The 13946-nt window shown below is 64.1% G+C and carries 12 protein-coding genes and 1 other RNA gene; 5 read left to right on the plus strand and 8 right to left on the minus strand.

Annotated elements, in window-relative coordinates; genetic code table 11:
* Nucleotides 1-3: 3 nt before the first annotated feature.
* Both NKH52_RS21175 and NKH52_RS21180 read left to right on the plus strand, forming a co-directional pair.
* The gene (locus NKH52_RS21175; RefSeq protein WP_352733522.1) at nt 4-1416 is read left to right on the plus strand and encodes an FAD-binding oxidoreductase; all 1413 of its coding nucleotides are present in this window, start codon (nt 4-6) and stop codon (nt 1414-1416) included.
* Between the two features lie 119 nt (nt 1417-1535).
* Complete coding sequence (locus NKH52_RS21180; RefSeq protein ID WP_352442263.1) at nt 1536-2057, plus strand: hypothetical protein; 522 nt, start codon at nt 1536-1538, stop codon at nt 2055-2057.
* Between the two features lie 30 nt (nt 2058-2087).
* On the opposite strand, the gene NKH52_RS21185 is transcribed toward NKH52_RS21180, so the two are convergent.
* Complete coding sequence (locus NKH52_RS21185) at nt 2088-3074, minus strand: Dyp-type peroxidase (RefSeq protein WP_352733519.1); 987 nt, start codon at nt 3072-3074, stop codon at nt 2088-2090.
* Nucleotides 3075-3205: 131 nt separating this feature from the next.
* On the opposite strand from NKH52_RS21185, the gene NKH52_RS21190 reads away from it, so the two are divergent.
* Nucleotides 3206-7132 (plus strand): AsmA family protein, encoded by a 3927-nt coding sequence (locus NKH52_RS21190; RefSeq protein ID WP_352733516.1) that lies wholly within the window; start codon nt 3206-3208, stop codon nt 7130-7132.
* A 13-nt stretch (nt 7133-7145) separates the two neighbouring features.
* Here NKH52_RS21190 and NKH52_RS21195 read toward each other — a convergent pair whose 3' ends face one another.
* Nucleotides 7146-7583 carry a MarR family winged helix-turn-helix transcriptional regulator gene (locus NKH52_RS21195; protein ID WP_352733513.1) on the minus strand — a complete coding sequence of 146 codons (438 nt, stop codon included), beginning with the start codon at nt 7581-7583 and terminating at the stop codon, nt 7146-7148.
* Between the two features lie 156 nt (nt 7584-7739).
* Here NKH52_RS21195 and NKH52_RS21200 point away from each other — a divergent pair, with 156 nt between their 5' ends.
* Entirely contained in the window at nt 7740-9542 is a 1803-nt protein-coding gene (locus NKH52_RS21200) for a chloride channel protein (protein ID WP_352733511.1), read from the plus strand.
* Here the strand turns inward: NKH52_RS21200 and NKH52_RS21205 are convergent.
* The 4 genes from NKH52_RS21205 to NKH52_RS21220 form a co-directional block, all read right to left on the minus strand.
* On the minus strand, nt 9539-9763 hold the full coding sequence (locus tag NKH52_RS21205) for a ribbon-helix-helix domain-containing protein (protein ID WP_352733508.1): 225 nt from the start codon (nt 9761-9763) through the stop codon (nt 9539-9541). The genes NKH52_RS21200 and NKH52_RS21205 overlap by 4 nt on opposite strands.
* A gap of 10 nt (nt 9764-9773) precedes the next feature.
* Entirely contained in the window at nt 9774-9971 is a 198-nt protein-coding gene (locus tag NKH52_RS21210; RefSeq protein WP_127260259.1) for a DUF4169 family protein, read from the minus strand.
* A gap of 16 nt (nt 9972-9987) precedes the next feature.
* Nucleotides 9988-10530 (minus strand): SspB family protein, encoded by a 543-nt coding sequence (locus NKH52_RS21215; protein WP_128306087.1) that lies wholly within the window; start codon nt 10528-10530, stop codon nt 9988-9990.
* Between the two features lie 118 nt (nt 10531-10648).
* Entirely contained in the window at nt 10649-11338 is a 690-nt protein-coding gene (locus NKH52_RS21220; protein ID WP_352733505.1) for a TetR/AcrR family transcriptional regulator, read from the minus strand.
* Between the two features lie 186 nt (nt 11339-11524).
* On the opposite strand from NKH52_RS21220, the gene NKH52_RS21225 reads away from it, so the two are divergent.
* Entirely contained in the window at nt 11525-12730 is a 1206-nt protein-coding gene (locus NKH52_RS21225) for a multidrug effflux MFS transporter (RefSeq protein ID WP_352733503.1), read from the plus strand.
* Nucleotides 12731-12773: 43 nt separating this feature from the next.
* Here NKH52_RS21225 and NKH52_RS21230 read toward each other — a convergent pair whose 3' ends face one another.
* Together NKH52_RS21230 and ssrA are read right to left on the minus strand one after the other, a co-directional pair.
* Nucleotides 12774-13328: an AAA family ATPase gene (locus NKH52_RS21230; RefSeq protein ID WP_352733540.1), complete on the minus strand. Its 555-nt coding sequence runs from the start codon at nt 13326-13328 to the stop codon at nt 12774-12776.
* A 112-nt stretch (nt 13329-13440) separates the two neighbouring features.
* Nucleotides 13441-13800, minus strand: a transfer-messenger RNA (tmRNA) gene (gene ssrA, locus NKH52_RS21235).
* Between the last annotated feature and the right edge of the window lie 146 nt (nt 13801-13946).

Genomic DNA, 13946 nt, shown 5'->3' on the forward strand with positions numbered 1-13946 from the left:
TTCATGGCTCTGAGCGACCTCAACCCGGTCGAACGCAACGAGGAGGGCATCGCCGCTGTGCTCGGCATCCTCAAGCAGCAGCTTGGCGAGCGATTCCAGACCGGCCAAGTCATCCGCTCGCAGCACGCGCACACCACCACCTATATTCCGACGCAGGCGCCGGACGGCGTCGCGTTTCCCGAGACGGCCGCCGAGGTGCAGGAGATCGTGCGGGCCTGTGCCGCGCACCGCGTGCCGGTGATCGCCTTCGGCGTCGGCTCCTCGCTGGAGGGTCACACCAACGCACCGGGCGGCGGCATATCGGTCGACACCTCGCGCATGAACCGCATCCTTGCGGTCAATCCGCAAGATCTCGACTGCACGGTCGAACCCGGCGTCACCCGCGAGGATTTGAACCGGCACCTGCGCGACACCGGATTGTTCTTTCCGATCGACCCCGGCGCCAATGCCTCGCTCGGCGGCATGGCTGCGACGCGGGCCTCCGGCACCAACGCGGTGCGCTACGGCACGATGCGCGAGAACGTGCTGTCGCTGACCGCCGTCATGGCCGACGGCGAGACGGTGACGACCGGCAAGCGGGCGAAAAAGAGCTCGGCCGGCTATGATCTGACGCGGCTGCTGGTCGGCTCGGAAGGCACGCTCGGCATCATCACCTCGCTGACCTTGAGGCTGCAAGGCATCCCGCAGGCGATCTCCGGCGGCGTCTGCCCGTTTCCGAGCGTCGAGGCGGCCTGCAATGCTGTCATCGCGACGATCCAGATGGGCATCCCCGTGGCGCGCATCGAACTGGTCAACGCGCTGCAGATGCGGGCGATGAAGAACTATTCGAAGCTCGACTATCCCGAAAGCCCGTGCCTGTTCGTCGAGTTCCACGGCAGCGATGCCGGCGTTGCCGAACAGGCCGAGACCTTTGGCATGATCGCGGAAGAGAACGGCGGCGGGCCGTTCCTGTGGACCAGCGTCGCCGAGGAGCGCACCAAACTGTGGAAGGCCAGGCATGACGCCTACTGGTCGTCGCTGACGCTACGGCCGGGCGCCAAGGGGCTGTCGACCGATGTCTGCGTGCCGATCTCGCGCTTTGCCGAATGCGTCATGGAGACCGAAGCCGACATTGCCGAGATGGGCCTGATCGCGCCGATCGTCGGCCATGCCGGTGACGGCAATTTTCACGTTCTGGTGCTGATGGACGTCAACGATCCCAAGGAGATCGCACTGTCGGAAAAGTTCGTCTCGCGGCTCAACATGCGGGCGATCGCCATGGACGGCACCTGCACCGGCGAGCACGGCATAGGCCAGGGCAAGATCGGCTTCCTGCGCCACGAGCTCGGCCACGGCGTCGACATCATGCGCACGATCAAGCAGGCGCTCGATCCGCTCGATATCATGAACCCGGGCAAGATATTGCCGGGGTACTAGGCGCGTCCTCCAGCGCAAGGCCGCAGGCGGCTCCTCTTGACCATGCCACCATTCGGGCCGAGACTTCGCCGAGCAGCGAGGCCTGAAACAGACAGGCGTGCCAGCGGAGGAGAAGTGTCATGGCGATTTCACGCAAGGAAGAGGCGCGTGCGCTGAGCGCCGACGAACAGGAATTGGTGGAGAAATCGCACCATCCTTCGGTGCAGGAGCTTTCCGACGCCGATCTTGCCGGTCTGGTCAAGCTGTTGCGGGACCGGCGCGACAAGGCACAGACCGAGGCGCATCGGCGCCGCCGCGAAATGCGGGGCAAGGGAGCGCCGAAAGGTGCTGCGCCCTCAAAGTCCGATGGCGGTTCGCAGGTAAAGCTGGCGGTGCTGGCCATGGCGATGCGGCGGCTGAATGGCGAGGCCGAGCGGCGCCGGCAACTGGCGGCCAGCGTTTCGCTGGTTGGGAATGCGCGCAAGGTGCTGGCCATGAAGCAAAATGCGCCGGCGGACGGTCCCGCGCTCAATTCGCGGACGGCTCACAAGGGCATGCGCGCCGTGGCTAGCAAGCGGGCGCCGAAGCTGGTCCGGCCGGCGGAACTCGGCCGGCAGCGCAAGGCGGGCAAGGTGGCACAAGCGAAGCGCGACGCACGCTGATCTTCGCCGATAGAGGCCGTCAGCCGTTCTTTACCGGGCGGCGGGAAGCTTCTCCTGCGCGCCCTCGACAAGCGCCTGCAGCATGGGGCGGGTTGGCGCGAAGAACGTTGTGCCGGTCTGCGGCGTCGAGAAATCGAGCAGGCGGTCGTAGGCGCCCGGCGGGTCGCCGATATACATGCGCTGCAGCATTTTTTCGATGACCCAAAGATATCTGGAATAGCCGATGAAGTAGGTCCCGAACTCGTTTTGTCCGGGCCTGCCGAACGGCATGTTGTCGCGCAATATGTCGTACTCGTTGCCATCGGCATCCTCGATGGTGGCCAGCGACTTGTGTGATTTGCGCGGCGCGTCGTCATCGTCGATTTCGATGTTGTCGATCTTGGTGCGGCCGATGATCGCTTCCTGCTCGGGCGTCGGAATGCGCGCCCAGGCCTGCATGTCGTGCAGATATTTCTGGACGACGACATAGCTGCCGCCAGCGAAGTCGGCGTCTTCATCGCCGACGAGCGCAGAGGCGGGCAAATCGAGGCCGGTCGGGTTGGCGGTGCCGTCGATGAAGCCGAGCAGGTCGCGCGCATCGAAATAGCGAAAGCCGGAAACCTCGTCGACGACGCTCACGCCGTCGCCGAGATTGTCGAGCAGAATGCGCTCGAACTCGAAGCACATGTCGGGGCGTTCGGAGCGGATGTGGAAGAGAAGATCGCCAGCGGTCGAGGGCGCCGAATGAACGGATCCGTTGATCGGCGCAAACGGTTTCAGTTCCAGCGGCCGCCGATCTGGAGAAAGACGATCCCAGAGATCGCGGCCGATGCCGGCAATGCACGAAAGCCGCCCGGAAAGATCGCGGAACCCGACCGTTTTGACGAGATCGTCGAGCCCACCAAGCACGGAGGCCACCTTGGCGAGCGCGGTCTGCTCGCCGGCGACGGTGACGACAAGAAAGACCGCCGAAAGCGACAGCGGAGCGTCGACGCTTTGCGCGTCGATCGGCACGCGATCCCAGTTCTTCCCAGACATCCGAATTCTCCGCTTTGCGAGGATTTGTTTCAGATCATCCGGGATCGCGCAACACTGGATGAATTGCCTCTTTATCGACACGCGGATGCGGGTAGAGTGCGGCAGAATTTCAATCAACCCATTCGGAGCTGATGCTCGCACGCCTGTTCGTGATCTTTGGTGGCCTGTTCGTGCTGGTGCTATGTGCGGCGCTGGTGGTGCCGTATTTTGTCGACTGGACAGGCTACCGCGCCCAATTCGAGCGCGAGGCGAGCGCCATTCTCGGCCGCAAGGTGACTGTGCAGGGCGACGCCACGGCAAGGTTGTTGCCGTTCCCCTCGGTGACCTTCTCGAATGTCGCTGTCGCCGGCGGCCCCAATGGCCAGCCGGCCATGACCGTCGAGACGTTTTCGATGGATGCGGAACTGGCGCCCTTCCTGCGTGGCGAAGTGCTGATCTTCGACATGCGGCTGGTGCGGCCGAAAGCGACCATCGACATCGCCAACAATGGCACGGTCGACTGGGCGATGCGGCCGTCCTCGCCCTTCGACCTCAACCAGATCTCGATCGAGAAGCTGACGGTGACGGAAGGGCAGATCGAACTGCGCCATGCCGCCGGCGGGCGCAGCCATTTGTTTTCCGAGATCAATTCGACCATCTCGGCCAAGTCGCTGGCCGGGCCATGGCGCATGGACGGCACGCTGCGGCTGGACGGGTTGCGCACCGCGGTCACCGCGTCCACCGGCAAGGCCGAAGCCAACGGGCAGATGCGGCTGCGGCTGAAGGCCGATCCCGATGCCTATCCGCTGGTCATCGAAGCCGACGGCAATGCTGGCATTGTCAATGGCGCTGCCGTCTATTCCGGCCAATTCAAAATCTCCGGTGCGGACAAGAACAGCGCCGAGCTGCGCAGCACCGACGGTGAGACGGTGAAGGTTTCCGCCGGCAAGCCCGATCCGGGCTTTCGGCTGAACGGCAAGTTTTCGCTCGACCACCAGAAGTTGGGCGTCGACGAATTCCGCTTCGAGACCGGGCCGCTCGACAACCCCTACACCGCCGATGGCAAGGCTTCTGTCGATCTCGGGCTGAAACCGAGTTTCGCCATCGAGGCCAATGGCGCGCAGGTGCAGTTCGACGAGGCGGTGGGCGCCGAGGCCGGCGCCGGCCTGACGCTGGACCAGCGCATTGCGGCATTTGAGCAGGCGCTGCTCGACATGCCGAAGCCGACCATTCCCGGCACCGTCGAGGTCAAGCTGCCGGCGGTGGTGGTCGGCGACACCACGGTGCGCGACGTGCATCTTTCCGCCGAGCCGGTCGATGGCGGCTGGTCGGTGAAATCGCTTGCCGCGACCTTGCCCGGCCGCACCACGCTGGAAGCCGATGGCATGCTCGTGCTCAATTTGGAGGGTCATTTCGGCTTCAACGGCTCGCTGCTGCTGGCCGTGGCGCAACCCTCCGGCTTTGCCGCCTGGCTGTCGAAGGATGTCGACGAGGCGATCCGCCGTCTGCCTGCCGCCGGCTTCAAGGCCAAGGTCGACCTCTCGCAGAAGCGCCAGGCCTTCAGCGATCTCGAATTGATCCTGGGTAAGGCGAGGTTTTCCGGCCGCATCGATTCCAGCCAGCCCGACGATGCCAAGCCCTCAGTGCTGATGCGTCTCGAAGGGGGCGACCTCGATGTCGACGGGCTGGCGGCCTTCGCCTCGATCTTCGTCAGCGACAAGGGCGCCAATCGCTTTGCCGACCGCGACCTCGATTTCCAGATCAAGGCAGGGCCGGTCAACGCTGGCGGGTTGACCGCGGATACCGTCGACACGGCGCTCAGGCTGCGCGACGGGCTGCTCGAAATCGACCGGCTGTCGGTGGGCGGGCTGGCCGGCGCCTCGATCAGCGCCACCGGCAGGATCAAGGATTTCCCGGCGAGCCCGACCGGCAAGCTCGATGCGTCGGTGATTGCCGTCGATCTGAAGCCGCTGATCGATGTCGCCGCCCAGCACTATCCCGACAGTGCCGTGCTGAAAGGGCTGGCGAGCCGCGCCGCTGCCTATCCCGAGCTGTTCCAGGATGCGCGCATCGACCTGGTGGCGAGTGCGGCCGATAATGGCGACGGCACCACGGGCCTGGCGGTGAGCGGGCAAGGCAAGGCGGGCGGCTCGGCCTTTTCGGCGTCGCTGTCGGGGAAGGGGGCGGTGGACAAGCTTCTTGAAGCGCCGGTGGCGCTGACCTTCAACGCCAAAAACCCTGACGCCACCACGCTGCTGGCTCTCTACGGCCTGCCGGCGCTGCCGCTCGGCATGCTGGGCGAGGCAAGCACCGACATTCAGGCCAAGGGAACGCTTGGTGGCGGCCTGGCGACGAATTTCAGCCTTGCCGGCAATGACTTCAAGGCTGGTTTCGAAGGCACGATCGCCGACACGCCGCAAGGCCTCGCCGCCAAGGGCAAGCTCAGCCTCGATGCCGCCGACATCGAGCCATGGCTGATGACGTCAGGCATCGGCCTGCCCGGCATGGGGGCGGGCATGTCGACGTCGCTCGCCGCGCAGGGCGACTATGGCAACGGTCTGCTGGTGCTGGACGAACTCAGCGGCGCCATCAACGAGGCGGCAGTGTCCGGCGACGTCAATATCGATGTAAAGGACGGCGTGCCGCATCTGGCCGGGGCGCTGGCGCTCGACGAACTCGACCTCGATCCGATGGCGGTGGCGCTGTTCGGCGATTCCGCCTTTCTTGCCGACAAAGACGGGGCCGACAAGGAAGGGGCAGGCAAGGGTGGCGTGTGGCCGGCGACACCGTTCAGCCAGAAATCCAGCCTGCCGTTCACCGCCGACCTGGACCTGACGACGGCAGCGCTCGCCGCCGGTCGGTTCGCCACGGCCTATGACGCCGCTTTTTCGCTCAAGCTCGACCAGGAAGGCATCCGCGTTTCGGATTTGAAGGCGAAATTGCTGGGCGGGGCGCTCACCGGCCTTTTCGAACTGAAGAACAATGATGGCACCGGGCTGTTCACTGGCCAGATGAAACTGGCGGGCGCCGATCTGGCGACCGTGCTGCCGGATGCCGGCATCAGCGGCATCGGCGACTTCTCGACGGCGCTGTCAAGCAGCGGCAAATCGGTCGAAGGGATGGTGGCTGCCTTGTCCGGCTCCGGAACTGCGGCGTTGAAGGGCGTGAAAGTTGCCGGCGTCAATCCAGATGCGTTCAGTGCGTTCCTCGCCAAGGCGGATGCGATCGGGCGTGACATCGATGCGGCCAAGACCGCCGGCTTTGCGCCTGACATCGCCGCTGATGGCAGTCTAGCCGCCAAGGACACCGACATAGCCTTCACGGTTGCCGGCGGCACGCTGCGGGCGCCGCCGGTCAGCCTGGAAAATCCGGCGGCGACCTTGTCCGCCGACGTCACGGCGGATCTCAACGCGGCCACGGTGTCGGCCAAGGGCGCGATCACCTATCGGCCTGGCGACGAGGCGCTGGTCGGCTCCGAGCCGGTCGTGAATTTCACCGCCGAGGGGCCGTTCGGCGCGGTGAAACGAGAGTTCGACAGCGAGCCATTGGCGCAGTTCCTGACCCAGCGTGCGCTGGAAAAGGAACAACAACGCGTCGAGGCGATGCAGGCCGCGCTGCTTGAGAAGCAGCGGCTTCGGCGCGAGGTCCGCTACTACGCGGCGCTGCAGGATGCTCGCGACAAGGCGGCCGAAGAACTGCGCAAGCAGCAGGAAGCGGCGCGGCTGAAAGCCGAGGCTGATGCCAAAGCCAAGGCCGAAGCGGATGCCCAGGCCAAGGCTGAAGCGGACGCAAAGGCCGAAGCGGACGCAAAGGCCGATGCCGATGCGAAGGCGGCTGCCGAAAAGCAGGCCGCCGACGAGGCGGCCAAAGCGCAGGCCGAGCAGGAGCGGCAGAAGGCGGAAGAGGCGGTGCCCATCGCGGCGCAGGAAAAGGCAAGGCTCGAGGCCGAGCGCAAGGCCGCGCAGCAGGCTCCCAAGGTGGAGCGTGCCCCGCTGCCGCAGGCCAATGACAATCCGCCGCCGGCCAAGCCGAAGTCCAATCCGTTCACGATCGACAATCTGCTGAAGTCGCTGCAGTAGTAGTCGACGGCGGTTACCCACGGTCCCGATCGAGCAGACGCCGCAGCATCGGTTCGATGCGTGACAGTTCGTCGAGATGCACCGCCGACAGTTCGGCCAGGCAATCGTCGGCGCGCTCGGTCAGTTGCAGCAGCACGCGGCGGTGGTCGTCCTTGTCCTGATCCCTTGTGACCAGCCCCGCCTCGCCGAGGCGGTTGACCAGTTCGACGGCGCTGTGGTGGCGGATACGCAGGCGTTCCGCGAGATCGCCAACCGTCACCGGGCCGCCGCCGGGGAATCCCTTGATCGCCAGCAGCGCTTGATGCTGGCGCGGGGTCAGGCCGGCGTCTTCCGCCTGGACCTGGCTGAATTCGAGGAAGCGGCGGATCAGGTAGCGAAACTCCGATAGCCGCTGGTAATCAGCCTGGCTGATGGCGGGGCGTGGTTTTTGTGGCTGCGACATATCAGACATGTGTTCGTTTTCCGGCGAAAGCTCAAACGGATTTCGGGCGAAACCGGCTTGAATATTTATATCGTGTTACGATACATAGCCACCAACAAGCCCGGCTGGCCGCTTCGACCGTGCCGCATCTCAGACATACGGCGCGCCGCCAGGAAGCAAACTGCCATGAAGACCCCTCACTCGAACCCGGAACATCTGCGGGATTTCACCACGGATGCCAGGGTGCTGTTCGTCGCCGCCATTGCCGTGGTGGTGGCGACAGCTGGACTGGTTGCCGGCATCGCGCTTTTGAAGCTGATCCGGCTGGCCACCAACATCGCCTATTTTGGCCAGTTCACGCTCGCCGATCTGAAGCTCGAGGACACGCCGCTGGGCTATGCCTCCGTCATCGTCCCGGTGATCGGCGCGCTGATCATCGGCCTGATGGCGCGCTTCGGCAGCGAGAAGATCCGCGGTCATGGCATTCCCGAAGCCATCGAGGCAATCCTGCTCGGGCGTTCCAGGCTCGATGCCAAGGTGGCCATCCTGAAACCGCTGTCGTCGGCGATCTCGATCGGCTCCGGCGGACCGTTCGGCGCCGAGGGCCCGATCATCATGACAGGCGGCGCGATCGGCTCGCTGATCGCGCAGATGCTGCCGGTCAGCGACAACGAGCGCAAGACGCTGCTGGTGGCGGGTGCGGCAGCAGGCATGACCACGGTGTTCGGAACACCGATCGCCGCCATCATGCTGGCGGTCGAACTGCTGCTATTCGAATGGACCCCGCGCAGCTTCATTCCTGTGGCGGTCGCGGCCGTTATCGCCGAGGTCGAGCGCACCATGCTGCATCTGCCCGGGCCGATCTTTCCGTTTCAGGGCGGCATGGAGGTGTCCTTTGTCGGCCTTGCCGGCTGGGTGGCGATCGGCGTTTGTGCAGGACTTTTGTCGGGGCTGCTTACGCAGATGGTCTATGCCTGCGAGGACGGTTTTCAGAAGCTGCCGATCCACTGGATGTGGTGGCCCATGCTTGGCGGACTGGTGGTCGGCATCGGCGGGCTGATCGAGCCGCACGCGCTCGGCGTCGGCTACGACAACATCACCGACATGCTGGACGGCCGCACGGTCGCGACGGCAGCACTCCTCCTGCTGGTGGTCAAGGCGATCATCTGGTCGGTTGCGCTCGGCTCGGGAACGTCGGGCGGTGTGCTGGCGCCGCTGTTGATCATGGGCGGGGCTATGGGCGCTGTGCTCGCCGGCGTTCTGCCTGCTGCGGATCCGGGTTTCTGGGCGCTGCTGGCAATGGCCGCCACGATGGGCGGCACCATGCGTGCGCCGCTGACCGCCACGTTCTTCGCCGTCGAACTGACCGGCAACACACATATGCTGGTGCCGCTGATTGCTGCCTGCGCCGCCGCGCACGCCGTCACCGTGCTTCTGATGAAGCGGTCGATCCTGACCGAAAAGATCGCCAGAAGGGGACATCATCTGGTTCGCGAATACCGGGTCGACCCTTTCGCCCTGACCAGGGTGCGCGAGGTGATGACGTCACAGGTCGAAAGCGTGCCGGCGACGATGACGCTGCATGGCGCGGCAGCGTTCCTGACAGCGCCGGAAACACGGCATCCGAGTTTCCCGGTGGTCGATGAGCACGGTCATGTGCTGGGCCTCATCGATCCGCCGGCTATATTGCGCTGGAGACGCGCCGGCACGCACCGCACCACCACGCTTGGCGCGTTGCTGGCCGGCAGCAAGGTGACGTTGGCCTATCCGGATGAATATCTCGAAGGCCTGTCGGACAAACTGCTGATGGCCAACGTCTCTCATCTGCCCGTCGTCACCCGTGAGGGCTTGCAACTGGTGGGCTATGTCGGCTGGAAGGATTTGATGCGCGTGCGGTCCAGGAAACAGGCCGAGGAGCGCGAGCGTTCGACCTTGCTTGGCTTTGGCACCAGACACAGGAAAAAGGACGACGCGGTCGCAAGCCTTTAGATTCTCTCTCCTCGCTTCGCCCACTCCAGCACATGGAGCCTCAACGCCGAGGACAGGTTGGTGTCGCGGGGCCGCGTCTCGTCGACTTCGGCAACGAGCGCAGCGAGCGTCAATTGCCGGGCGGCCGCGATCGCGACGAGGTCGTCATAGAAGGGCTTTTCGAGCGAGTAGCTGGTGCGGTGACCGCGAATGGTCACCGAGCGCTTTTCGACCGCGCTCACTGGTGACAGCTCACTGGTCGTCTTCGGCGCCGGATGGCTCGCGGCGGTGCCCAGCGACGAAGTTTTCGGCCTTGTCGGCGACTATGCGGTCGCGTTGCTTCTCTGCCTTGGAGCGACCGTACAGTGCCCGGTTCTGTTCGGCGACGCGCACTTTCTCGTCCCGCGCCTTCTGCTTGCGAGCCTGGCGGAGATTGACGATGTCAGCCATGGCGTGAACCGCAGGCCTATTTCTTGCGGAAGGCGTCGAGCGAGACCACTTCGGCGCCCTTGGTGCTGGCGTCCGCCGCTGCGGGCTTCTTCTCCGCCTCGGCGGCAGCTGCCTTCTTCTCCGCCTTCGGCTTTTTCTCGGAGACGATGGTCAACGGCTCAGGCGAGGCTGGAGCGGCTGGTTCCTCGGCTGCCGCGCCATCCGTCTTGACGTCGAATTCGAGTTCGAAATTGACCGACGGATCATAGAAGCCGCGTACGGCCGAAAACGGGATTTCGAGCTTTTCCGGCACATCGGAGAAGGACAGGCCAACCTCGAAGCCGGTATCGGTCACCTTCAGGTCCCAATACTGGAACTGAATGACGATGGTCATCTGCTCGGGATAGCGCTCGCGCAGCCGCGAAGACACGCGTACGCCCGGCGCGCCGGTCAGGAAGGTGATGAAGAAGTGGTGGTTGCCGGGGAGGCCGGTGCGCGCGACCTCGGCCAGGACCTTGCGCATGACGCCGCGCAACGCCTCCTGGGCCAGAATGTCGTAGCGGATGTGGTCGTCGGCCATGTGGCGGTCGGGTTCCGTTGAATCGTCCGCATAGCTGTAATCAAGCTTGAGGGCGGCGTAAACCGCATATAGATCACCCTCGCGCGGAAGCGAAGACTATTGCCAGCGATTTGATCGCTCAGGCGCTGGCGAGCGCGCTTTGCTTTTCGGACGATGCCGCGGACCGGCGCTTGCCGAAGGCGCGCAGGAAGGTGCGCACGCCATTGGTCGCGGATTGCAGCACCTCGTCCTCGCGCGGCGAGCCGCCAAGCATGAAGGTGGTCTGCAGTTCGGCATTGACGAGGCCAAGGAACTGGCGTGCCGCCACGTCCGGGTCCTCGATCGTGAGGTAGCCGCCATAGGCGAGGCGGGCGAAGCGGGCGGCGATTGCCGGCCATGTCCTGCCCGGTCCCTGTTCGCGCCATTCAGCAAACAGTTCGGGATAGCGCTCGCCTTCGGTCTGGATCAGCTTGCGCAGGAATTTTCCGTCGCGGTTGCAGATGCAGTTCTGGTTCAGGCGCACGGCAAAGCCGATCAGGTCGGCTTCGAGATCCCCCGGCTGGTCGGGGAAGGTGGCAATGGTGGCGAAGATGCCGGCATTGCAGCGTTCGGTGAGGTCGCGGACCACGGCGACGAACAGTTTCTCCTTGTCGCCATGATGGTTGTAGATCGTCTGGCGCGAAACGCCGGCTTCGGCCGCGATCAGATCGATGTTGGCGCCGGCGAAACCTTCGCGGCAAAACACGGCAGCCGCGGAATCGACGATCGAGAGGCGCTTGGCCTCATGGCCGCGTGGCGGGAAAATGTCAGGAGAAACATGCAGCTTCATAAAAAACTATATAGAGGCGATTGACGATTTAGACAAGAGTGTCTAAATTTGTGGACACAAGATAAAGAGATTTCGCACGGCAGACGAACAGAATTCGCTCTCGAGGTGTCGGAATCTCATGGGATGGAACGTCCTAGGTTAGACGTCGCCTGGCGGCGGCAACCAGATTTGAAAGAAGCCTTTATCATGAGTCCCAAATTCCTCCGCATCGCGGTCGTGCTCGGCTTGTTGTCCGCCATCGGCCCGTTCGCCATCGACATGTATCTGCCCGCGCTGCCGTCGATCGGCGCGGATCTGCATGCCGGCACCGCTGCCGTGCAAATGAGCCTGTTGATCTTCTTCCTGTCGATGGGGTTTGGCCAGATCGTCGTCGGGCCGATCTCCGACATGGTCGGCCGCAAGCTGCCGCTTTATGGCGGCCTTGCGCTGTTCATGGTCGGCGGCATCGGTTCGGCAATGGCGCCGAGCATCGAATGGCTGATCGCTTTCCGTTTCCTGCAAGGGCTTGGCGCCAGCGCCGGCATGGCCGTTCCGCGCGCCATCGTGCGCGACCTGCACACCGGTAATGAGGCCGCCAAGCTGATGTCCTTGCTGATGCTGGTGTTTTCGGTGTCGCCGATCCTGGCGCCGCTGACCGGCAGCGTGATCATCGAGAATTTCGGCTGGCGCGCCGTGTTCTGGACGGTGACGGGCGCGGCTCTGCTGGCCACCATCCTTCTGGCAACCTCGCTCAAGGAGACGCGGCCGGTTGAAGATCGCGCCGGCTCCTCCTTCGGCACCGCGCTGTCGGCCTACCGCTTCCTGATGGGTGACCGCAACTTCCTTGGCCTGACGGCGATCGCCGGCTTCGGCATTGCCAGCTTCTTCGTCTATCTGTCGAGTTCGTCGTTCATCCTGATCGACCATTACGGGCTGTCGCCTTCGGTCTACAGCGTGTTCTTCTCGATCAACGCGGTCGCCTTCATCGGCATGTCGCAGATGACGGGGCTGCTGGCCGAGCGCTTCGGCCTGAGGCGCGTGGTGCGCGTCGCGGTGACCGGCTATGCGACGACGATGGTGGTGCTGTTCGCGGTGATGGCGACGGGCATCGACCGGCTCGATATGATGGCGGCGCTGCTGTTCGTCGGCTACGGCTTTCTCGGCCTAGTCATTCCGACCACCTCGGTGCTGGCCATGGAAGAACATGGCGAGATCGCCGGTACGGCGTCAGCGCTGATGGGCACGCTGCATTTCGCCATCGGCGCACTCGCCATGGGTGTTGCCGGCGTGTTCTTCGACGGTACGCCGCTGCCGATGGTGGCCGGCATCACGCTCTGCGCGGTGATTTCCTTCACGCTGGCCAAGTTCACGCTCGGCCGCTCGCGCGAAGCCGTCGAGGCGCCGGCGGAATAAGCAACCAAAACAAATGAAAAGGCCGGGTTCATCCCGGCCTTTTTCATGCCAATCCTGCCTCGATCAGTACGAAGCGCAGCCGCTCCTCGACCGTCGCCAAAGGCAGCGGGACGAGTTCATAGCCCAACTCCGTGTAGACGCCGACCAGCGCATGGTGGGTACGCTCGGCCTCCTCAAGCGTCTGCTTTCTCTCCGCATCTTGCGCGAAGATCTCCGGCCAAAGCGGGGCGACGAAGACGCGCTGATGATAGCGGAAGCGCCCGGCGGCGGCGTTGGCGTGTTCGGGTAGCGGCAGGCCGCTCAGCCTGAGGTACCCAATCGTGTCCGGAACGCCGCGATCGAAAAAAACAGGACGCTCGGTCTGTTCTCGCGCAAGTTGATACGAGCGCATATCCCATGCCAGCATCAACTCGGCGAACAGGGCGCGATCACGCCAGGGCAAAGCGGATCCGCCAATGGCGGACTGGTCGCGGATAATGCCGCGCCCGGCTTCCACCGAGGTGGCAAAGCCTGCGTGCCGCAGGGCTTCGATCAGGGTGGTCTTGCCGGATCCGGGACCACCGGTCAGCACGAAGAATCGATCGGAATCGTTTTGCATGTTTTGTCCATAGAGACGGGCACGCGGCGGTGCGCCTTCGCGGCCCATAGCCGTTGGACGGACCGGCCAGCGGGAGCTGCCGTTGTGCGTAGCGCGTGTTGAGGAGGGGAGAAGTGGAGGTTTCTGTTGCCAGGTACCTCCGAACCCCGCCTAGAAGTGCGAACCTCTAGGGCTTGATTTGAAGCTATCGCACCGCTTACGCGGCGAGACGTGCTTCCGCATAGTTGTCATTTGCAACTACAGGTTTAGCCCGATGACGGTGGTACCATGCCGGGCAAAAGTACGATCTTTACACCTTCGTCGATCCTATTTCGCCCCCAGCAAAAACCGCTCTGTCATCAGCAGCGGCTTTTGGTGGAGGCGCCGGGTACCGCCCCCGGGTCCGAACGGCTTATTTCATCGCCCATTTATCGCCATAGTCGGTCTAGCCGACAAACTGAATATAGGGGGCCATCGCAAGAAATGGAAGGCCGCAATGGCACTTTGTCCCTCTGACAAAACCGCAAGTCCAAAGGGTTGACTTGGGCGCGGTCTCAACCGAAGCTTTGCCCCGGTGAGGAGTTACCGACCTAGCGCACATGTTGCAGCAGCGCGCCACAGCCCTCATCGCTCGAATCC

The sequence above is a fragment of the Mesorhizobium sp. M1066 genome, assembly GCF_040318635.1.
Lineage (GTDB): Bacteria > Pseudomonadota > Alphaproteobacteria > Rhizobiales > Rhizobiaceae > Mesorhizobium.